This window comes from Caulobacter sp. GW821-FHT11E10, from assembly GCF_058808375.1.
In genome coordinates, this window is sequence record NZ_JBXARP010000007.1 from 293,331 (window position 1) to 312,366 (window position 19,036).

Consider the following 19,036-nt stretch of genomic DNA (forward strand, 5'->3'; position numbering starts at 1 on the left):
TTGCGCAGCGCCCGCAACAACTCTTTGCAGGTCTTGACTGGCCTGCGCTCGAGCCGCGCCGCACCGTGGCATTTGACCGACAAGGGCGCCGGTCGAACGCGAAGGAGGGGACGATGTCGTCCATGGCTTTGGAGCTTGAGCCGAGGATGAGGCGCGATGAGGCGCCCCCATCCCGCCTGACCGTCGTCATCGATTTGCTGGTCGATGCGACCCGACACCTGGGCGACGAACACAAGCCCGTCCGCGACCACATCAGCCAGGCGCGTGACCTTCTGCGCGGGGCCCTCCTGGCGCCGCCGGCTTCCGGTGGCCTGGCGCCCTGGCAGGCCAAGCGCGTGGCGGAGTTTGTCGAAACCCACCTTCACGAGAAGATCCGAACGCTTGATCTGGCCCGCATCGCCCATCTGAGCGACCGCTATTTTTCCGAAGCCTTCAAGGTCAATTTCGGAGAACGGCCGCAAGCCTATGTCACGCGCCGCCGGCTGGAACGCGCCCAGGCCTTGATGGTCGAAAGCGACGATCCGCTTTGCCAGATCGCCTTGGCCTGCGGCATGGCGGACCAGTCGCACCTGTCACGTCTCTTCCGTATCCATCTGGGCCGTTCGCCCAATCACTGGCGGCGAGAACAGATCTGGCTGCGGACAGTCGACGAAGAAGCTAGCGCGCGCCCCGTCTCTCGTCTTGACCAGTAGAACTAGAGCGCAAGGTATGGCCGCGTTGGACGCTGGTTTGCGAGTAAGCATGTCGATCGCCGAGACCTACCTGAAAGCCGAGGACCAAACGCCCTCGGCTCCGCTGTCGCGGCTGCACGTGGCGATCATCACGATCTGCGCTCTGGGGTTCAGTTTCGACCTCTGGGAAGTGGCGTTGACGAGCGTGCTGTCCGCGGTCTTCGGCGCGCATCCCGATCCGGCTACGGCCAGCCAGCTGCCGTGGCTCTTGTCGTCGATCTACATCGGGGCCCTGCTCGGCGCGCCCGTGTTTGGCAAGGCCGGCGACCGTCTGGGTCGGCGCAGCGTGCTGATCGCGCTGATGGCGCTCCTGGGGGCCTCATCACTGGCCGCGTCGATGGCCCCAAGTCTTCTGGGGGTCACCATCCTGCGCGTGATCGGCGGCATGGCCATGGGGGCCTATCCGCCTGTCATGTTCGCCTACCTCACCGACATCCTGCCAGCCGCGCGCAGGGGACCAATCCTGATCCTGGTGAGTGCGGTCGGCGCCCTTGGCGCGCCGCTGGCCATCTTCCTGGTCCGGGAGCTGACGCCGCTGGCGCCGCTTGGCCTGGAAGGCTGGCGCTGGGCGTTCGTGATTGGCGGCGGCGGCGCGTCCCTATTGGCCCTGGCGTTCGCCACCCTGCCGGAATCGCCGCGATGGCTCCTGGCGACCGGCCGGCAGGACAAGGCCGACGCCGTCATGGGACGGTTCTTGGAGTCTCCGCCGCTGGTGCGGTTCAGAAAGGGCGACCGGCCGGCTACGCCGCAAGCCGCGCCGCCGTTTTCCGAGCCTTCGCGCCTGGTGTGGGGCGTGATGTTCGGGCTCTACTTCCTAAGCGGTTGGGCCTTGATCAGTTTTCCGATCATCAGTGCGCCCATCCTGCTGGAGAAGGGCTTCAAGCTGTCCGATACCCTGCTCTATGTCGGGGTGGCGGCTTTCGGGCCGCCCATCGGTTCGTTGGCGGCCACGCCCTTCATCGACAAGATCGATCGCCGCCTCGGCCTTAGCCTCTGCGCCGGCCTGATCGCGGTGGCGATCATCGTCTTTGCTTGGGGGGCCAGCCCCATCGTCCTGATGGTGTCGGGCTTCGCGTTCAACCTCGTGGCTCTGATGTACGTGCCGATGCTCTACATCCTGGCCGGCGAGGTCTTCCCAACCCGCATCCGCAGTTTCGCCGTGGCTCTCTCCTGGGCTTTCAATCGTCTGGGCGCGGCCCTGGCGCCGTTGGCCCTGCTGCCTCTGCTCAAGGCGCAAGGTCCTTTCGCTATCGCTGGGGTCATGGTCGCCGCCTTGGCGCTGAGCGTGCTGATCATCGTGACCATCGCGCCGCGCGGCGCTCGGGGACAAGCCGTCCAATGAAGGCGATGAACCTGATGCTGCTGGCCGGGGCCCTAGCCGCGCCTCACCTGGCGACACCTGCGCAGGCCGAGGAGCAAGGCGACCGCGTCAATGAAGTCGTCGTCACCGCCAGCCGGCGCGAAACCCTGCTCCGCGAAACGCCCGCCGCCGTTTCGGCCCTGACGGCGAACGATCTTGAAAGCCGTGGCGTGGTCGATATCGCCAGTCTCAATGGTCTGGCGCCCGGCCTGACAGTGCTCAATGGCGGCCCATCCAATCTGCGCTTGGCCGTGCGCGGCGTTCAGGGGATCGGCGAAGGAACGGTCGGGCTCTACTACGACGAGGTTGCGGTTTCCGGATCGGTCGGCGCCAGCAACGACGCGGGCGGTTCCGCGCCGGGCCTGGCCCTCTTCGATGTCGAGCGGATCGAGGTGCTGCGGGGCCCGCAAGGCACGCTCTATGGCTCCAACGCGATGGCCGGCGCGGTGAAGATTCTGTTCGCCAAGCCCACATTCTCGACCGACGCGGCCGGCCAGGTCGATGTCTACCACCGCGCCGGCGGCGAGCTTGGCGAACGCGCCTTCGCCATGCTCAACCTCCCCCTGATCGATGCGCGCCTGGCCCTGCGTCTGGTCGGCTTCCAAGAAGGCGGCGGCGGCTATATCGACAGCCGCGCGCGCCGCGAAGAAGATGTCAATGAGGCGCGCCGGTGGGGCGGGCGGGTCCTCCTGCGCTGGACGCCGCGGCAAGACCTGACGATCGACGCGGCCGCCTACTATCAGGACGCTCGCGGCGATCTTCCAACCTGGGTCCTGGAGGCCGGCGACTATCAGGACGACGCCCAGGCTCGCCGGACCAATCTCGACAAACAGGAAATCTACAGCCTCACGGCCAAGTGGGATCTCGGCGACGTGGTGGTGACGGGGCTGGCCTCGCACAGCCATCGCCGGCTCGACCAGTTCAACACCGACGCCAGCGCGTTCTTCGCGACCTATCTGAACAACGCGGCGATGTGCGCGCGTCTGCGCGGCGGCGGCGCGCCTTGCCCGACGGCCACGATGGCGGCCTTCAACACCTATGTCGCCAGCTTCATTCCCAACGTCATCCAGCCGCGCCAAGCCACCGACAGCGACAGCTTCGAACTGCGGGCCAGCTCCAAGGCGGCCGCTCCGCTCGCCTGGACCGTCGGCGTCTTTCACGCCGAGCGCGAGGGCGACGTCCGCAACGTCCAGATGGATGTCGATCCGGCCAACGGCCTGGTCATCGAGGGCCGCGTGCCCCGCTTCATCCGGCAGATCTCCGAGCAGCTGCGTCAGACCGCCGTCTTCGCCGACCTTGGCTGGCAGGTAGGTGAGCGCCTGCGCCTGGAAGCCGGCGCGCGGCGGTTTCGCTATGACCGCCAGAGCGCGGGCCAGACGCCGCTGGGCCTGGACCTGATCAACGCCCCGGCCACGCCCTATGCGCGCTACGACGCCAGCGAGACGGGGTGGGTTTCGCGGTTCAACGCCAGCTATCGGATCACGCCGGGCGCCCTGGTCTATGGCCAGGCCAGCAAGGGGTATCGGCCTGGCGGCGTGAACCAGGTTCTGGGCTTGCCCGACGCTCTGGTGGCCTATCGGTCGGACCATGTCTGGACCTACGAGGCAGGCGCCCGGCTGGAGGGCCTGACCGGCCGCGCCGACCTCCAGGCCTCGGCCTTCCGAAGCGATTGGAGCAATCTGCAGGCGCTGGGCTCGCGCCCCGACGGCCTCTTCCGCTTCACCGCCAACGCGGGCGCTGCCGAGATCTCGGGCGTTGAACTGGAGGCTCGGATCCGTCCCGCGAGGGGCCTTAGCCTGACGGGCGCGCTGACCGCCCTGGACGCGGCGCTCTCCGAAGATCAGATCAACGCCGCCGTGGTCGCCGCCGGCCGCAAGAATGATCGCATCCCCTACATTCCCAAGACCACCGCGACCGCCTCGGCCCGCTACGAGCGCCCCATCGCCGGGCTCACCGGATCAATCCAGTTGGACCTGAGCTATTCAGGCGCGTCCTACTCGGAGTTTCGGCCTACCAACGCCTTCTACCGACGGCTTCCCAGTTCCGTCCTGACCAACCTGCGTGTCGGCGTCGAGAGCCAGGATGGTCGGTGGTCGATGCTTGCCTATGTCGACAACCTGTTCGACGAGGTCGCGCTGTCGACCGCCAACGCCAACGCCGTGACCCTTGGCCGAACCCAGGTGACGAGCGCGCCCCCGCGCACGCTGGGCCTGGTCGTCCGGCGCAGGCTCTAGCCCGCAGAAACCGTCATTACCGCGCTCTCGTCCCAGTTCGCGTGGGCGTCTTCAACACATCCGATCCGGCGGCTGGCACGAAGGAGGGACACCGCCGCTCGCGCCAAATCCTGGCGGAGGGCGGCCCGTCCTCGATCCTCGCCGGGAGCCCGCTATGTCGTCCGCATCTTCCACAGATCATCTTCGGGACGAGCCCCTCGTCTCTCGCCGGAGCCTGGTGGCTTCAGGCCTGGCCCTGGTCGCGCTTGCGGGCCTGGCTCCCGCGCCGCAAAGCCTGGCTGCGGCGCCCGCCGGCGAGGCCGTCGTTCCCTTCAAGGTCACGCTGGCGCAAGCCGATCTGGACGATCTAAAGCGCCGACTGGCCGCGATCCGCTGGCCGGACCCGGAAATCGTTCCCGATCGCAGCCAGGGCATTCGCACCGAGCCCATGAAGGCGCTGATGGCCCATTGGCGCGACAAGTATGACCTGCGCCGGATCGAGCGAGAGCTGAACGCCTATCCGCAGTTCAAGACCAAGATCGACGGGCTCGACATCTGGTTCCTGCACATCCGCTCCAAGCACCCGCAGGCCAAGCCGATGATCATGACCCATGGCTGGCCCGGATCAGTGCTGGAGTTCATGAAGGTCATCGGCCCGCTGACCGATCCCACCGCGCACGGGGGAACCGCGGACCAGGCCTTCCACCTAGTGATCCCGGCGCTCCCGGGCTTCGGCTTCTCGGGCAAGCCCAGCAAGCCCGGCTGGACGCACCAGACGACGGCCCACGCCTGGTCGACGCTGATGCGCCGGCTCGGATACGGGCGCTTTGTGGCCCAGGGCGGCGACTGGGGCGCGATCGTCACCACGCTCATGGCGCGCGACCACGTCGCGGGCCTGGACGCCATCCACCTCAACTTCCCGATCGTCCTGCCCGCCAAGCTCCCGGCGTCACCAACACCCCAGGAGGCCGCCGCGATCGCCGCGCTGAAACTCTACAGCGACACCCGGTCGGGCTACTTCCACGAGATGGCCAACAAGCCGCAGACGACGGGCTTCCTGCTCTCGGACTCGCCGCTTGGGCAGGCGGCCTGGATGTACGACCACTATGTCGACGCCACCGAAAGCGGCGGCGTACCTGAAACGGTGCTCTCGCGCGACGAGATCCTCGACGAGATCATGCTCTACTGGATCACCAACACGGGGGCGTCCTCGGCCAGGACCTATTGGGAGAACCGCAGCTTCTCGTTCACCGCCATTCCGCTCGACATCCCGGTCGGCATCAGCGTCTTCCCCGGCGAGGTCTACCTGCCGCCGCGCAGCTGGGGTGAAGCCGCCTACAGCAAGCTGATCTGGTGGAACTACCCGCCCAAGGGCGGCCACTTCGCCGCCCTCGAGCAGCCGGCCCTATTCGTCGACGAGCTGCGCAACTGCTTCGCCAAGCTCCGCGCGGCTTAAGTCCCGCTCTCCCGCTCCCCAACCGAAGAGACCTGACATGATCTATCCGACTTCGACGCGCCGCGCCGGCGCGAGCCTTCGTCGCGCCTTGATGGCCGGCGCCCTGGCCCTATCGTTCGCCGCGCCGCTGACGACCGCGACGCCCGTTTTCGCCGCGCCCGCCGACCGAGTGATCCCGGCGGTCTCCGACGCCGACCTGGCCAGGCGCCTGGGCGACTTCAAGAGCGCCTACGCCGACGTCAACGGCACGCGCATCCACTACGTGATCGGCGGCAAGGGGCCGCCGCTCGTGCTGATGCCGGGCTGGCTGCAGACCTGGTGGGAGTTCAACAAGGTCATGCCCGAGCTCTCCAAGCACTACACGGTCATCGCCGTGGACATCCGCGGCATGGGCGGGTCGGCCAAGCCGGCCGGCGGCTACGACAAGAAGACCATGGCCGGCGATATCTACGGCCTGATCCGGTCGCTGGGCTATGAGAAGGCCAACATCGCCGGTCACGACATCGGCGCGATGGTCGCCTACGCCTATGCGGCCAACTATCCGCAGGGCACGATCAAGCTGGCCCTGCTCGACACGCCCCACCCGTCCGAAGGCTGGAAGGGGCTGCCGATGATCCCGCCGAAGGGGTCGTTCGGCGCCAAGGTCGACGACGCCCATCCGGTGTGGCCGTGGTGGTTCGCGCTCAACCAAGTCCCCGAGCTGCCCGAGGCGCTGCTGCTGGGGCGCTACCATCTGATCCAGGACTGGTCGTTCAACTACATGCTGCGCGACAACGCCTCGATCTCGAAGGCGGACCGGGAAATCTACTTCGCCGCCTATAACAACGCCGACGCCATCCGAGGCGGCAACGGCTGGTATCGCAGCTTCGCCCAGGACATCGACGACGAGGCCACATACGGCCCGCTGAAGATGCCGGTCCTGGCCCTGGGCGGCATCGGCTATCCCTGGCTGCAGGCGGCCCTTCCGCCGAAGGCCCCGGACCTCAAGCTGGTCAAGGTCGACAACAGCGGTCACTTCGTTCCCGAAGAGCAGCCCCAGGTCATGATCAACGAGTTCGTCGCCTTCTTCCGCTGACCGGGCGTCGGGCGGCGGTCTTGTCGGCTTGGCCGATCGGATCGCCGCCTTCATCCCTGCGAGGACCTCGTCAATGCGACGTGTGATGGGCCTCATCGCCCTGACGGCCTACGGGATCGGTCTTTGCGCGGGGCTGGCGATTTTCCTGCGCCCGTCGCCTCCGGCCTCCATCACAGTAACGCTTAACCAACCCGGCATCCGGTAAGGCTCGCGCGACTTTGGTCCAGGGGGAACGATGGACACGATCTGCATCCATGAGGCCGGCCATGCCGTCGTTCTCAAACGAGAGATGGGCAAGGTCCCCGTCCGCCTGCACTACGACCCCAAGACGGCGAAGGCGTTGACGAGTTCAGGGCTCGCCCTCCCGCAGGATGGACACGACGCGACCCGGTTCGCCGCCTATTTCTTCGGCGGCGCGGCCGCCGTCAGCCACGCAAAGTCCGTCGGCGCACTGCCGCAATCGACGGACCCCATGATCGGCTACGCCGGCGTACCCGGCAGTGGCGCCGACCTGGATCTCATTCGCCAACTGGGCGATCGCGGCGCGGATCTGCCAAGCGCCCGCCAATGTGCGGAGGCGGCCGTCCGTGACTTCTGGGACGTCCTGTTGCGGATCGCCGGCAGACTTGAAGACAGTCGGGAGCTTCTTCAGGGCGAACTGGATGGGTTGTTGGCGGACGTAACCCAGCGCACCTAGAAGCGCCGAGGATCCCTACCCCTCGTGGTGAGCCTAAGGGCCGCAACATCTTGCAGGCGTCACCGAGGGCAGGATCACCTGCTCGACGCCGCGCCGGGCGACATCGGTGTCGTTCGTGGTCGGCTTCATGCAAGGCGGCCCGCCGGCGAAACGCCGGGCGGGCCGCTGGAGCATAAGAGCGCCTCGGTTCAGTGGGTAGCCAGCGCGCCCGACAGCGGTCGCGCCGCGGCGGCGACGGGTGACGGGGTCGGGTTCTGCGCCCAGCCCAGGGCATAGTCGGCGACTTCCTCCCAGCCTGGCGCGGCGATCAGGAAGTGCGAGCGCCCCGGAAAGCTCTTGAAGGCGGTCAGCGCGGGCGACGCGGCATAGCGCTTGAGGTTCTGGCGGACCATCGAGGGCTCGATCGTCCTATCGCCGCTGGCGCTGATCAACAGCAACGGCGCGCGCTCGGGGTTCTTCCAGGCGATGGCCGAGCCAAGGCCCAGGACGGATTGATAGTAGATCCGGCCAGGCGCCGGCACGATCTCGCGGGCGAAGAGCTCATCCTGCTGGGCCTTGGGCAAGTCGTTGGCGAAGTACTTTCCGAAAGCGGCGCGCTTCATCCGCAGCACCCGACGCCAGCCGGCCCAGGCCGCGAAGACCGGGAAGGCGGCGGCGAAGGCGGTGAGGCCGGGCTTGATGCCGGCGGCCGGGGCCGGTTCGATCGACACGCCGGCCGCGCCGAGGCCGCGATCCAGAAGCATCTGGACGACGAGCCCGCCATAGGAATGGCCGATCAGGATCGGGGCTTCGGGGAGGCTGGCGATGACACCGGTATAGTGGTCGACGATGCGGCCCAGGGTGAGATCGCCGAGGCGCGGATCGGGCCGGTCGCGCAGGGCCACGATCGGCGCGTCCATCAGCGGCCAGGCCGGCGCCAGGACGGTGAAGCCGCGGGACTCGTAGCGCTTACGGAACAGCTCGAGCGAGCTGGGGGTGAGCCATGCGCCATGGATCAGGATGATTGTCTTGGACATCGGTTCGTTTCCAGCCGCCGACGAGTGGGGCGTGCCGACGGCGGGGCGGGGGACAGGAGTCGCCGCCGGCACGATTTGGCCCGTCGAATCTGGACGACGCGCCCGGCGTTCGGGGGAGACACGCCGATTTTGCGAGGACCTCCCGCCGGGAGGGGAGATGCGGCGGCGTCCGATCGCTGAGTCAGATTGCCAAACACCGGCGTCCGGCGAACTTGTCTTGCCGTATCGTTTGAATCGCGCCCGGGTTTGCCCATGCCATACCCGGGTATGGGCCGGCCGGCCTTCGCACAACGCTGGTTTGCGACTTGCCAAAACTCGCGCTACGCGAGACGCTCACGGTCAGGCTGGGGGGCTGAGACATGCGCAAGGGATTGGCTTGGATCATCGCGGGCGCGCTCGGCGTCGGCGCGGGACCGGCGGTCGCTGACGAGATCTTCTTCGGCAATCTTCACGCCCACACCAGCTACAGTGATGGCAGCGGTGTCCCGCGCGAGGCCTTCACCATGGCCAAGGGCGCCGGTCTCGATTTCTTCGCCGTCACCGAACACAATCACAAAGACGCCGAGATGGGCGCGACGCCCGATCGACGGGACAACAAGCTCATCGCCACCCGACCGGCTCTTTATCAAGGGAGCGACACCGGATCGCTGAAGTCCGCGGCGGCCAGGGCCAGCAAGGACGGCCAGTTCATCGCGCTCTACGGTCAAGAGTTTTCGACCATCAGCTCCGGCAACCACGTCAACGTGCTGGATGCGGCCAGCGTCATCGACGCCAAGAGCGGGGACTTCGCCGACCTGCTAAGGTGGCTCACGGAAAACCCCGACAGCGCGGGGGCCATGCCCGTCGTGCAGTTCAATCATCCGCGCGGCGGTCAGCGCTTTGAATCGGACTATGGTCGCGCAAAGCTTGGCCCTGACGAGAGCTGGGTGGCCAGGCTGGGGCCTGCGGTCTCGCTGATCGAAGTTCTGAACGCACCGGCGATGGAGGAAGGCGGCCTGCACCGCGCCGAGAGCAAAGAGCGCCAGTACTTCGCCTATCTCAATGTCGGTTTTCGTTTGGGCCCCAGCGTCGGCCACGACAACCACTACAAGACATGGGGTACGATCAGCGACGCGCGGGTCGGCGTCTATGCCGCCAGCCTTACCAAGCCGGCGATCCTCTCGGCCTTAAGGGCGAGGCGGACCTTTGCGTCGGAAGACAAGAACCTCAAGGTGATCTTCCGCTCCGGCCAGGCCGTCATGGGTGATGTGGTCGCCGCGCCGCAAGCCGATGCCGAGTATGGCCTCTCGCTTGAGCTGCGCGATCCTGACGAGCCCAATGCGGCCTATCGGATCGATGTCTTCCAGGACATGCCAGGCGGCGACCCGGCCTTCCGGCCGGTGCAATCCTATCGGGTTCAGGGCGACGGCGTTTGGACGCTCGATGGTGTCTATGCGCGCCAGGCTGGGGAGTACGTGCTCGTCCGGGTGACGCAATCGTCTGGTCCCGACGCCGAACATGAAGATGAGGACCGCGCCTGGACCGCGCCGATCTGGTTCGACGGTCGCGCCGCGCCCTTGGCTCCGCCGTCGATCATGACCCCGCCCTTGCGGCTGGTGTCCCTGCTTCCCGATCCCGAGGGGCCGGACCTGCAGAACGAGCAGATCACCGTGCGCAATGTCAGCGGGGCACCCTTGAGCCTGGCCGGCTGGCAGCTTCGGGATCTCAGCGGAGCCTATTGGACCTTCGACACCAGCATCATCCTGGCCGACGGCGCGGAACGGAGTCTGACCCGAGCCGGCCAGCCTCTATCGCTCAACAATGGCGGCGACACCGTCGAGTTACTCGACGACAAGGGCATGGTCGTTCAGACCTTCACCTATCCGAAGGTCGAGATGAACCAAGTGGTGACGACGGGCGAAACGACCTGAGTTTGTGACGACAATCCCACCGAGATCGACAAACCACCGCTCGGATCGTCGATAAGTCCGGCCCTGGCTCGCCAAGATGACCTCACCCCCAAGGAGGAGATCATCCCCATGCCCAAGACCGGTCTCGACGCTCTGCTGTCGCCTGAAGACAGCGTCCTGCTGCTCATCGACCACCAACCCTTCCAGTTCGCCAATCTGCACAGCCACGAGCCGACAGTGATCATCAACAACGTCGTCGGCCTGGCCAAGACGGCCAAGGCCTTCGGCGTGCCGACGATCCTCAGCACGGTGGTCGAGGAACGCGGCGGCCTCCTGATCAAGGGCATCCAGGATGTCTTCCCCGGTCAGAAGCCGATCAATCGCACCTTCATCAACACCTGGCAGGACCAGCGCGTCGTGGACGCCGTCAGGGCGACTGGCCGCAAGAAGCTGGTGATCGCCGCCCTCTGGACGGAGATCTGCCTGGCCATGCCGGTGATCCAGGCCCTGGGCGAGGGCTACGAGGTCTATTTCGTCACCGACGCCTCGGGCGGCGTGACGCTCGAGGCCCATGAGATGGCGGTTCGCCGCATGGCGAGCGCCGGCGGCCAGCCCATCACCTGGCTGGCGGTGATGGGTGAATGGCAGCGCGACTGGGCGCGCGAGGACACGGTCCCGGCCGTGGCCGCCGTTCTCGCCGAGCACGGCGGCGGCGGCGGCGTGGCCTTCGCCTGGGAGCTGCAGCTCTTGGCCACCCAGCCGCCCGCCGCCGCGGCGACCATCGCCGCCTGATCGGGGACCGGTGCTCGGCCGGTCCAGCTCTCCTCGGAGGACACCCATGGAAAAACTCGCCCCCCTCTCGCCAACGCTTGGTCGACTGCTGATCGCCGTGATCTTCCTCTTCAGCGGAGCGACGAAGCTCGCGGCTCCGGCGCTGACGATCGGCTACATCGCCTCGGTCGGCCTGCCAGCGCCTCAGGTCGGCTACGCGGCCGCCGTGATCGTCGAGGTCGGTATCGGCCTTCTCTTCCTCATCGGCTTCCAGACGCGCCTGATGGCGCTGATCCTGGCGGCCTTCTGCCTAGCGACGGCGCTCGTTTTCCACCGAGCGCTCGGTGACCAGAACCAGGCGATCCACTTTCTAAAGAACCTGGCCATGACCGGCGGCCTTCTTCAAATCGCCGCGTTCGGCGGTGGCGCGATCAGCGTCGACGCCCTGCGAAAGCGGCGCTCGTCGCCGTTGTTCGGGGGCCGTCCCCTGGCTCAGCCCTAGACGACGCCCGTACCCGCCAATGATCGCCCGACCGCCCAAGGCGGCCGGGCGATTGTACTTGTCTAGCCCAAGCTCCCGGCGAACCGTTCAGCGTAACGCTCCTTGCGAAACACCTCGACGACGTGGTCGATGAAGGCCCTGGTCTTGGCCGGGAGCAGAACGCGATTGGCGTAGTAGAGCGAGATCGGACCGGCGTCGGCGTACCAGCGCGGCGCCAGGCGAACGAGCTCTCCCGACTCCAGGAACGGCAGGACATCGGGCACTGCCAGCAACGAGACGCCCAGGCCCAGCAGAGCGGCCTTGCGCATGGCGGACGGGTCGTTGAGCACGATGGTGTCGCGAAGGGGCGCGACCATTTCCCGACCGTGGGCGTCGCGCATCATGTGCTCGCGGACCCGACCGGTTCGAGCCGATTTCATGACGATGCCGTCCAGTGCGATCAGGCCGGACGGATCGACGATCGGATCCTTTCCCCTGATGTAGTCCGGTGAGGCCACGGCGATGATGTGAGCCGGCGCCAGCGTCCGAGCGACCAGGCCCGCCCCCAGCTCGAAGCCGCCGCCGATGGCCGCGTCGAAGCCTTCGGCGATCAGGTCGACCTGCCGGTTCTCCATCTGCCAATCGATGCGCACGGCCGGATAGCGCGCCATGAACTCCGGCAGCATCGGCAACATGTACCGCTCGCCAAAAGTCGGGCTGAGGCTGACCTTGAGAACACCGGCCGGTGCGTCCCGGTCGGCGGACATGGCGGCGATGGCGCCCTGCAGAGCGTCGAGGTTGCCGCCGATATCGCCGAGGAACCGCTCACCGGCTTCGGTCAAGGTCAGCTTGCGGGTGCTCCGTTGGAAGAGCCTTACGCCCAGGTTTTTCTCAAGCGTAGCGACATTGCGGCTCACCGCCGCTGGCGTAAGGCCCAGACGCCGGGCCGCGGCCGAAAACCCGCCCATCTCCGCGCTTCGCACGAAGGATTCCAGATTCGCCAGGCTTTCCATGCCGCGACCTTCAAGTTTGACTTGAGACTAATCCAAGCCACTTAGGCCTAATCCAGAGGAATGGGGATCGCAATATTCGCTCCATCAAACCACGGAGCTTTCCCATGACCACCCAAGCCCAAACCCTCGCCGGCAAGACCGCCCTCGTCACCGGCGGCTCGCGCTCGATCGGCGCGGCCATCGCCAAGCGCCTGGCCGCCGACGGCGCCCAGGTCGTCCTGACCTACAGCGCTTCGCCCGCCAAGGCCGACGAAGTCGTCGCCGCCATCACCGCCGCCGGCGGCAAGGCCGTCGCCGTCCAAGCCGACGCCGGCAACCCTGACGCCGTTCGCGCCGCGGTCGCCAAGACCGTCGAAACGTTCGGCGGTCTGGACATTCTGGTGAACAACGCCGGCGTCGCGGTGAACGCGCCGATCGAAGACTTCGCCTTCGCCGACTACGAACGCATGATCGCGGTCAATGTCACGGGCGTCTTCGTGGCCACCCAGGAAGCGGTGCGCCACATGAAGAACGGCGGCCGCATCATTCACATCGGCAGCTCGATGACCCGCTACGCGGCGTTCCCGACCGCCTCGGTCTACACGCTGACCAAGGGCGCCGTCGCCGGCTTCAACCGCAGCCTGGTGCGCGACCTGGGGCCCAAGGGCATCACGGTCAACACCGTCCATCCCGGCCCGACCGACACCGACATGAACCCCGCCGATGGCCCCATCTCGGCGATCGTCGGCCCGGGCATCGCGGTGGGTCGCTACGGCCAATCCGAGGAGATCGCCGGCCTGGTCGCCTATCTGGCCAGCCCCGAAGCGGCCTTCGTCACTGGCGCCGACATCCTCGCCGACGGCGGCTTCACCGCCTGAACCCGTCGCCCTCTAGCTGAAGGATTACGATCATGACTATCGGCATCATCGGCGCGGGCGCCATCGGTTCGGCCTTTGCGCGGGCTTTGGCCCGCGCGGGGATCGAGGCGACGATCGCCAACAGCCGCGGTCCTGAAAGCCTGGCCGGGCTCGTCCAGGACCTCGGTCCCACGATAAAGGCCGGCACGCGTGAGGACGCCGCCAGCGCGGACATCGTCCTGGTGGCGGTGAACTGGTCCAAGCTGCCCAAGGCCCTCGAAGGCCTGGGCGACTGGAAGGGCCGCATCGTCATCGACGCCAACAACCCGATCGAAGCGCCGCTCTTCCGGCCCGTCGATCTGGGCGGTCGGGCCTCAAGCGAAGTCTTCGCCGACCTCGTTCCGGGCGCCCGCGTCGTCAAGGCCTTCAACCACCTGCAGCCTGGCCTGATCGCGGGCGATCCGCGCAGCGAAGGCGGTCGTCGGATCCTGTTCGTCTCCGGTGACGACGCTCGGGCCAAGGCTCAGGTCGGCGCGCTGATCGAACGCCTGGGCTTCTATCCTCTCGACCTCGGCTCGGCCGAAGTCGGCGGTCGTCTCGCCCAGTTCCCGGGCGGTCCGCTGCCCACCCACAACCTCGTCAAGTTCGGCTGAGCCGACGCCCCCGCCTTCTTGGCGGGGGCGCTCATTCGGAGTCCCGCCATGGGTCCCTCAACTTCCGAGGCCGTCCCGGACCATCAGGGTCCGGCCGCCTCTTGGCTGGCCGTCGCCACGATCGGCATCGGCGCCTTCGCTCTGGTCACTACTGAGTTTCTGCCCGTGGGCCTGCTGCCCAAGATCGCCCAGGACATGGGGATCTCCGAAGGCGTTGCCGGCCTGTCGGTGATGACGCCCGGCTTCGTCGCCGCCGTCGCCGCCCCGGCGACCATCGGCCTGGCGGCCGGGTTCGATCGTCGTAAGGTCCTGCTGTTCCTTCTGGGTCTTCTGGCAGTGTCCAACCTCGTCGTCGCCCTGGCGCCCAACTTCGTCACGATGCTCATCGGCCGCGTTCTGCTCGGTCTGGCCGTCGGCGGCTTCTGGACGATCGGCGGCTCGCTGGGTCCGCGCTTGCGTCCGGGCGCCGAGGGCCCCAAGGCCTCGGCCCTGATCCTCTCGGGCGTGTCGGTGGGCACGGTGGCTGGGGTGCCGGCGGCCGCTCTGCTGGGTGAAGCCTTCGGGTGGCGGTCGGCCTTCGTGGTCGCCGCGGTCATGGCCGGCGTGGTGGCGTTCGCCCTGTCCATCGTCCTGCCGAGCATCAAGCCGCAATCGAGCCGGGGTCTTCGCGGCCTGCCCGATGTTATGCGCCTGCCGATGGTGCAGCTGGGGTCGGCTGCGGCGATCCTGATCTTCATCGGGCAGTTCGCCGGCTACACCTACATCACCCCGTTCCTCAATCAGGTCAGCGGCGTCACCGCCGCCGCGCTCAGCGCGGTCCTGCTGGGTTACGGTGTGACCGGCTTCCTGGGCAATATCGTCGGGGGCTGGATCGCCAGCCGCAACGTCCGGGTCTCGGTCGTGGCCATGGCGGCCTTGACCGCCGGTTCGGTCTCGCTCCTGGCCCTGACCGGCGCCAACCCGATCGCGGCGGTGATCGCCGTGCTCGCCTGGGGCCTGGCGTTCGGCATGCTGCCGATCACCATGCAGACCTGGATGTTCAACGCCGCGCCCGACCGCCTGGAGAATGTCGGCGCGCTCTTCGTCTCGGTGGCTCAGCTTTCGATCGGCGCGGGCGCGCTGGTGGGGGGCCTGATCGTCGATCGCGCCGGCGTGACGAGCGCCATGTGGGCGGCCGCGGCCTCGGCGGTCGCCACCGGCCTCCTGATCGGCCTGGCCGGTGGGCGGGTTAGCGCCGGCGCCGGCGCCCACGCTGAGCCAGAAGCCGTGGCGGCCGAATAAACGGCGGCGAGGGATCTCCGGGGCGGCGCGGGTCAGACACCCTGCGTCGCCCATCCGCCGCCGGATGATCCAAGAACGGGCGCGGCGATCCGGGTTAGCCCTGGATCATCAGCCGCCCAGTGTTCGAAGGATGCACCCTATGACCGGCACGTTCGCGTTCGATCCCGCCCGCCGCGCGATGGTCGGATCCCTTGGCGGCCTGGCCGCCCTCGTCGCCGCATCAGGCGCGTCGGCGTCTTCAAAGACCGATACGCCCCAGGACGCCCAAGCGCGCGCCATCGTGGGTCGCCTGATCCGGGAGGTACAGAGCGGCGGAGATTTCGCGCTCTTCGAAGAACTGTTCCACCAGGACTTCGTCGACCATACACCCTTTCCGGGCTATTCGCCCGACAAGGCCGGGGCGCGGCGGATCTACCACACCTTCCGCGACGCCTTCCCCGACTTCCGAGCCGAGGTCCACCTGCAGGTCGTCGCCGACGGCCGCGTCACGTCGTTCAAGACCTATCGTGGCACCCACAAGGCCACGTTCATGGGCCTGGCCCCGACGGGGCGACAGATCGCATTTCCGATCATGGACATCGTCGAGGTCCAGGACCGTAGGATCACCGCCCATTGGGGCGTGCCCCATGGCCTGATGCTCTTCCAGCAACTGGGCGTGTCGTCGTTCGACCAGATCAAACCCAGCTGATCCGTCGCTCGCTGACGATTAGCTATGGGAGAACCGCCGGACGCCGGACAAACCGTTGGACCGATGCTCGTATTTCCCCCGTCTCATCCGGCGCGAGGCGAAGAAGTACGTGGCGAAGCTCGCCATGAGGAGCAGAGAGCCAGTCTCCGAAGAGCGTTGCGCGCCAGTCCGGATTCTCGCCATGGGATATCGGAACTGTCCAAGCCTTGCCGCCCATGAAGAGTGGTAGGATATCGCTCAATTGGGCGCAGGCGCCGGCGGCGATATCAGGGATGGCGGCGAGGTCCTCCACCCAATCAGGCATGTTGAGCGCCTCGGTCGTCACGAAGTTCTGATCCGCGGGCTTGCGCCATCCGGTGAGACCAAACGTCAGGTAGCTGGCTAGGCGGCTGAAGCGTTCGCGTCGATCATAGCTGTCGAGTGTTTCGTCGTGGTCGCTGATCCAGAGGGACGGCTGGTCTTCGTTACGCAGACCCGCCTGGAGCACCGCGACCAGGAGCGCCAACCGGTAGATCTTCTCGATCCCCGCGTCGGTTTGGTCGGGCAAGAAGCAATCATCCAGGACTTCCGCAAGCGCCCTTGGGCCGCCCTCGATGAAGCTGCCAACCCGATTATCAATCATGACCGTGATTAGGTTGGCGGGCAGTTTTCCAACCAGCTCGAGGAAGCGCGGATAGGCTCGCCGTCGCATTCCCTCCCGCAATTGCTTGAAGGACAGCCGCCGGCCATCGGGCAACCACTGCGCACGAAACGAGGCGCGTAGCGGCAGCCATGCTTGCAGCTTGTCCCAGGTCGTGATCAGGAACGAATAGACCTCGTGGGTCGCTTGCCGATGCTGGCCCGAGTAGTCACTGACAAGCACTTGCGTGCCTTGATCGACCGGCCACAGAAGTTCGGCATCGCGTTCGTCCACGCTCTGCAAAACGTCACTAAGAAGCCGCTCATAGCCAGAGGCGCGATGAGAGAATGATCGCCAGACCCTCATCGCCCCACGCCCCGAGGCCGCGACAGTTTCTCGAACGATCTTGAGCGGCTTGGGGTTGGGATTGTCATTTGCCTAGCTCAACGCCCAATCGGACGATTGTCTAGATCGCCCGCAGTCAGGCCGCCAACAGGTGTTGACGGCGCCAAGCCTTCGGCGACGCGCCGGTGGCGCGGCGGAACAGACGGCAGAGGTGCGATTGGTCGGCGAAGCCGCACTGATAGGCGATCTGGCTCAGCGCTTCGCGACCGGCCAGCATCATGGTCTTGGCGGCCTCGAGGCGACGACGGGTGATGTAGGCATGGGGCGTGTCGCCGAAGCTGACCTTGAAGGCCTTGCCAAAGTGGCTTGAGCTCAGGGAGACCAGTGCGCTGAGTTCGGTGTTGGTCAGCGGCGCATCGAGGTTGGCCTCAATGTGCTTGCGCAACTTTTTGGCCTGCCATGGCGATAGACCGCCGCTTGCCAGTCCGTCTTCGCTCGGCCCTGTGGCCACGGAGACGATCGCAGAGGCCTTGGCCACCAGAGCGCGCGCCATCGCGGCTTCGGGCTCGAGCGTCCGGTCGAGCGCTTCGAGCACTTCGCGCAGGTCGGCGAAGCTGCGACGCTCTTCGTCCAGGATCTGCATGGCGAGCATTCCCGAAACCGGCGCGGCGTTGGCGGTGTCGATGGAAAGGAAGGACATGGCGGTGATCCCTTACTGACGCGCCCGTTTGGGCTCCGAAGTCTGGGGTCACTGTTCTCCAGGCCAAGGCCGGGTCGCCATTGCACCCGCGCTTGCTCCGAGGCCTCCCGGTGTTTGGCCGCTTCATACCCGGGTATGGAAAAGGCGGCGCAGGTTTAACCGCCGCCGCGCCTACGCGTCCGCCGCCGTCTCAGCCTGTTGCTCGAAGCGCATGATCAGGAACCGCGCCGCGGGCCCCGGCGGAGAGTCGCTGCGATAGATGGCCTGGAGGCGATAGGGCCCGCCTTGCGCGTCGGGCATATCGAGCGCGACGAGCCGCCCATTGGCCAGGTCTTCGCGGACCATCGGTTCGGGCATGTTGCCCCAGCCGATGCCCTCGCGCAGAAGCATATGCTTTGATCCAAGGTCGGCCAGGCGCCAGGTGCGATTGCCGACCACCGCGAAATCCTGGCCTTCTGTCAGGTTTGAACGGTCGGTCAGAACGAGCTGAACGTGGTCTCGGCCCGCGCCCGGTGGATTGCGTCCCGCCCGTGCAAGCGGGTGATCTGGAGCGGCGACTGGGACGAGCTGGACCGATCCAATACCGATGCGCTCGATCCCGCCCGTGCTCACCTCCAACGGCCCGCTGACCCCAAGGCTGGCCCGTCCGGAGGCCACCATCTGCGTGACCGCGCCTAGCGCCTCGGTGTAGAGGCGAAGGGTCACGGCGGGATAGGCTTCCGTGAAGGCTCGCAGGGCGTCGACGACACGCTCGGCCGGTAGCATGACGTCGAGCGCGAGCAGGACTTCCGGCTCGACGCCTAGCGCAAGCCCCTTAACCTTGGCCTTCAGTCCGGCGACGCCGCCGATGATGGAACGCGCCTCGGCGACCACGGCGCGCCCGGCGTCGGTCAGAATCGGGCGCTTGCTGTTGTCCCGATCGAAGAGCACGACGCCCAATTGAGCTTCGAGGTTAGCGACGCCGTAACTGACGACGGAGGGCGCGCGCCGGAGATGGCGGGCGGCGGCGCCGAAGCTGCCGCCGTCGACGACGGCCAGCAGGATCGCCAGTTGGTCGAGGGTTGGGTTACCCGGATCGCTCATCGAAAATCTCGAAGGGTTATGCGGTGTTTGTTCGACGCATTCGTCGATCCGAGACTTGGCCAGGGATTTGCCGCTCGGCAAGGCGCGCCCGTCCCCTGATCGGATTTGGAAGCCAGTTCCCGCCGAGGG

General features: G+C 66.9%; 18 protein-coding genes. 13 read left to right on the forward strand and 5 right to left on the reverse strand.

Annotated features, from left to right (window positions below):
* Nucleotides 1-146 precede the first annotated feature (146 nt).
* From AC1RRV_RS16900 to AC1RRV_RS16925, 6 genes are all read left to right on the forward strand, one after another.
* On the forward strand, nucleotides 147-692 hold the full coding sequence (locus tag AC1RRV_RS16900) for a helix-turn-helix domain-containing protein (RefSeq protein ID WP_492860805.1): 546 nt from the start codon (nucleotides 147-149) through the stop codon (nucleotides 690-692).
* A gap of 49 nt (nucleotides 693-741) precedes the next feature.
* The gene (locus tag AC1RRV_RS16905; protein WP_492860806.1) at nucleotides 742-2,073 is read left to right on the forward strand and encodes an MFS transporter; all 1,332 of its coding nucleotides are present in this window, start codon (nucleotides 742-744) and stop codon (nucleotides 2,071-2,073) included.
* Nucleotides 2,070-4,325, forward strand: coding sequence for a TonB-dependent receptor (locus tag AC1RRV_RS16910; RefSeq protein ID WP_492860807.1), 2,256 nt, complete (start codon nucleotides 2,070-2,072; stop codon nucleotides 4,323-4,325). The genes AC1RRV_RS16905 and AC1RRV_RS16910 overlap by 4 nt, the downstream gene beginning before the upstream one ends.
* Nucleotides 4,326-4,542: 217 nt before the next feature.
* Nucleotides 4,543-5,760, forward strand: a complete 1,218-nt coding sequence (locus tag AC1RRV_RS16915) for an epoxide hydrolase family protein (protein WP_492860808.1) — start codon at nucleotides 4,543-4,545, stop codon at nucleotides 5,758-5,760.
* Between the two features lie 37 nt (nucleotides 5,761-5,797).
* Nucleotides 5,798-6,835 carry an alpha/beta fold hydrolase gene (locus AC1RRV_RS16920; protein WP_492860809.1) on the forward strand — a complete coding sequence of 346 codons (1,038 nt, stop codon included), beginning with the start codon at nucleotides 5,798-5,800 and terminating at the stop codon, nucleotides 6,833-6,835.
* Between the two features lie 235 nt (nucleotides 6,836-7,070).
* A complete protein-coding gene (locus AC1RRV_RS16925; RefSeq protein ID WP_492860810.1) occupies nucleotides 7,071-7,532 on the forward strand; it encodes a hypothetical protein in 462 nt (153 codons plus the stop codon).
* Between the two features lie 188 nt (nucleotides 7,533-7,720).
* Here AC1RRV_RS16925 and AC1RRV_RS16930 read toward each other — a convergent pair whose 3' ends face one another.
* Nucleotides 7,721-8,548 carry an alpha/beta hydrolase gene (locus AC1RRV_RS16930; protein WP_492860811.1) on the reverse strand — a complete coding sequence of 276 codons (828 nt, stop codon included), beginning with the start codon at nucleotides 8,546-8,548 and terminating at the stop codon, nucleotides 7,721-7,723.
* 359 nt (nucleotides 8,549-8,907) lie between these two features.
* On the opposite strand from AC1RRV_RS16930, the gene AC1RRV_RS16935 reads away from it, so the two are divergent.
* From AC1RRV_RS16935 to AC1RRV_RS16945, 3 genes are all read left to right on the forward strand, one after another.
* The gene (locus tag AC1RRV_RS16935) at nucleotides 8,908-10,458 is read left to right on the forward strand and encodes a CehA/McbA family metallohydrolase (protein WP_492860812.1); all 1,551 of its coding nucleotides are present in this window, start codon (nucleotides 8,908-8,910) and stop codon (nucleotides 10,456-10,458) included.
* A gap of 108 nt (nucleotides 10,459-10,566) precedes the next feature.
* Nucleotides 10,567-11,229, forward strand: a complete 663-nt coding sequence (locus AC1RRV_RS16940; RefSeq protein WP_492860813.1) for a hydrolase — start codon at nucleotides 10,567-10,569, stop codon at nucleotides 11,227-11,229.
* Between the two features lie 46 nt (nucleotides 11,230-11,275).
* Nucleotides 11,276-11,710: a DoxX family protein gene (locus AC1RRV_RS16945; RefSeq protein WP_492860814.1), complete on the forward strand. Its 435-nt coding sequence runs from the start codon at nucleotides 11,276-11,278 to the stop codon at nucleotides 11,708-11,710.
* A gap of 62 nt (nucleotides 11,711-11,772) precedes the next feature.
* On the opposite strand, the gene AC1RRV_RS16950 is transcribed toward AC1RRV_RS16945, so the two are convergent.
* Nucleotides 11,773-12,702 (reverse strand): LysR family transcriptional regulator, encoded by a 930-nt coding sequence (locus tag AC1RRV_RS16950; RefSeq protein ID WP_492860815.1) that lies wholly within the window; start codon nucleotides 12,700-12,702, stop codon nucleotides 11,773-11,775.
* A 104-nt stretch (nucleotides 12,703-12,806) separates the two neighbouring features.
* Between AC1RRV_RS16950 and AC1RRV_RS16955 the strand changes: the two genes are divergently transcribed.
* The 4 genes from AC1RRV_RS16955 (at nucleotide 12,807) to AC1RRV_RS16970 (ending at nucleotide 16,160) form a co-directional block, all read left to right on the forward strand.
* Nucleotides 12,807-13,559 (forward strand): 3-oxoacyl-ACP reductase family protein, encoded by a 753-nt coding sequence (locus AC1RRV_RS16955; RefSeq protein WP_492860816.1) that lies wholly within the window; start codon nucleotides 12,807-12,809, stop codon nucleotides 13,557-13,559.
* Nucleotides 13,560-13,591: 32 nt separating this feature from the next.
* Complete coding sequence (locus AC1RRV_RS16960) at nucleotides 13,592-14,191, forward strand: NADPH-dependent F420 reductase (protein ID WP_492860817.1); 600 nt, start codon at nucleotides 13,592-13,594, stop codon at nucleotides 14,189-14,191.
* A gap of 48 nt (nucleotides 14,192-14,239) precedes the next feature.
* Nucleotides 14,240-15,472 carry an MFS transporter gene (locus AC1RRV_RS16965; protein WP_492860818.1) on the forward strand — a complete coding sequence of 411 codons (1,233 nt, stop codon included), beginning with the start codon at nucleotides 14,240-14,242 and terminating at the stop codon, nucleotides 15,470-15,472.
* A 139-nt stretch (nucleotides 15,473-15,611) separates the two neighbouring features.
* Nucleotides 15,612-16,160, forward strand: coding sequence for an ester cyclase (locus AC1RRV_RS16970; protein ID WP_492860819.1), 549 nt, complete (start codon nucleotides 15,612-15,614; stop codon nucleotides 16,158-16,160).
* Nucleotides 16,161-16,182: 22 nt separating this feature from the next.
* On the opposite strand, the gene AC1RRV_RS16975 is transcribed toward AC1RRV_RS16970, so the two are convergent.
* The 3 genes from AC1RRV_RS16975 to AC1RRV_RS16985 all read right to left on the reverse strand — a co-directional run bounded on the left by AC1RRV_RS16975 (nucleotide 16,183) and on the right by AC1RRV_RS16985 (nucleotide 18,907).
* On the reverse strand, nucleotides 16,183-17,073 hold the full coding sequence (locus tag AC1RRV_RS16975; protein ID WP_492860820.1) for a hypothetical protein: 891 nt from the start codon (nucleotides 17,071-17,073) through the stop codon (nucleotides 16,183-16,185).
* A gap of 187 nt (nucleotides 17,074-17,260) precedes the next feature.
* A complete protein-coding gene (locus AC1RRV_RS16980; protein WP_492860821.1) occupies nucleotides 17,261-17,767 on the reverse strand; it encodes a helix-turn-helix transcriptional regulator in 507 nt (168 codons plus the stop codon).
* A 228-nt stretch (nucleotides 17,768-17,995) separates the two neighbouring features.
* A complete protein-coding gene (locus AC1RRV_RS16985; protein WP_492860822.1) occupies nucleotides 17,996-18,907 on the reverse strand; it encodes a LysR family transcriptional regulator in 912 nt (303 codons plus the stop codon).
* Nucleotides 18,908-19,036: the final 129 nt, after the last annotated feature.

What these genes read in the sequence shown, in the direction of transcription:
- AC1RRV_RS16970 (WP_492860819.1), top strand. Translation starts at nt 15,612, where the DNA reads ATGACCGGCACGTTCGCGTTCGATCCCGCCCGCCGCGCGATGGTCGGA.
- AC1RRV_RS16960 (WP_492860817.1), top strand. Translation starts at nt 13,592, where the DNA reads ATGACTATCGGCATCATCGGCGCGGGCGCCATCGGTTCGGCCTTTGCG.
- AC1RRV_RS16945 (WP_492860814.1), top strand. Translation starts at nt 11,276, where the DNA reads ATGGAAAAACTCGCCCCCCTCTCGCCAACGCTTGGTCGACTGCTGATC.
- AC1RRV_RS16925 (WP_492860810.1), top strand. Translation starts at nt 7,071, where the DNA reads ATGGACACGATCTGCATCCATGAGGCCGGCCATGCCGTCGTTCTCAAA.
- AC1RRV_RS16910 (WP_492860807.1), top strand. Translation starts at nt 2,070, where the DNA reads ATGAAGGCGATGAACCTGATGCTGCTGGCCGGGGCCCTAGCCGCGCCT.
- AC1RRV_RS16905 (WP_492860806.1), top strand. Translation starts at nt 742, where the DNA reads ATGTCGATCGCCGAGACCTACCTGAAAGCCGAGGACCAAACGCCCTCG.
- AC1RRV_RS16935 (WP_492860812.1), top strand. Translation starts at nt 8,908, where the DNA reads ATGCGCAAGGGATTGGCTTGGATCATCGCGGGCGCGCTCGGCGTCGGC.
- AC1RRV_RS16930 (WP_492860811.1), bottom strand. Translation starts at nt 8,548, where the DNA reads ATGTCCAAGACAATCATCCTGATCCATGGCGCATGGCTCACCCCCAGC.
- AC1RRV_RS16940 (WP_492860813.1), top strand. Translation starts at nt 10,567, where the DNA reads ATGCCCAAGACCGGTCTCGACGCTCTGCTGTCGCCTGAAGACAGCGTC.
- AC1RRV_RS16965 (WP_492860818.1), top strand. Translation starts at nt 14,240, where the DNA reads ATGGGTCCCTCAACTTCCGAGGCCGTCCCGGACCATCAGGGTCCGGCC.
- AC1RRV_RS16985 (WP_492860822.1), bottom strand. Translation starts at nt 18,907, where the DNA reads ATGAGCGATCCGGGTAACCCAACCCTCGACCAACTGGCGATCCTGCTG.
- AC1RRV_RS16900 (WP_492860805.1), top strand. Translation starts at nt 147, where the DNA reads ATGAGGCGCGATGAGGCGCCCCCATCCCGCCTGACCGTCGTCATCGAT.
- AC1RRV_RS16920 (WP_492860809.1), top strand. Translation starts at nt 5,798, where the DNA reads ATGATCTATCCGACTTCGACGCGCCGCGCCGGCGCGAGCCTTCGTCGC.
- AC1RRV_RS16980 (WP_492860821.1), bottom strand. Translation starts at nt 17,767, where the DNA reads ATGCAGATCCTGGACGAAGAGCGTCGCAGCTTCGCCGACCTGCGCGAA.
- AC1RRV_RS16950 (WP_492860815.1), bottom strand. Translation starts at nt 12,702, where the DNA reads ATGGAAAGCCTGGCGAATCTGGAATCCTTCGTGCGAAGCGCGGAGATG.
- AC1RRV_RS16955 (WP_492860816.1), top strand. Translation starts at nt 12,807, where the DNA reads ATGACCACCCAAGCCCAAACCCTCGCCGGCAAGACCGCCCTCGTCACC.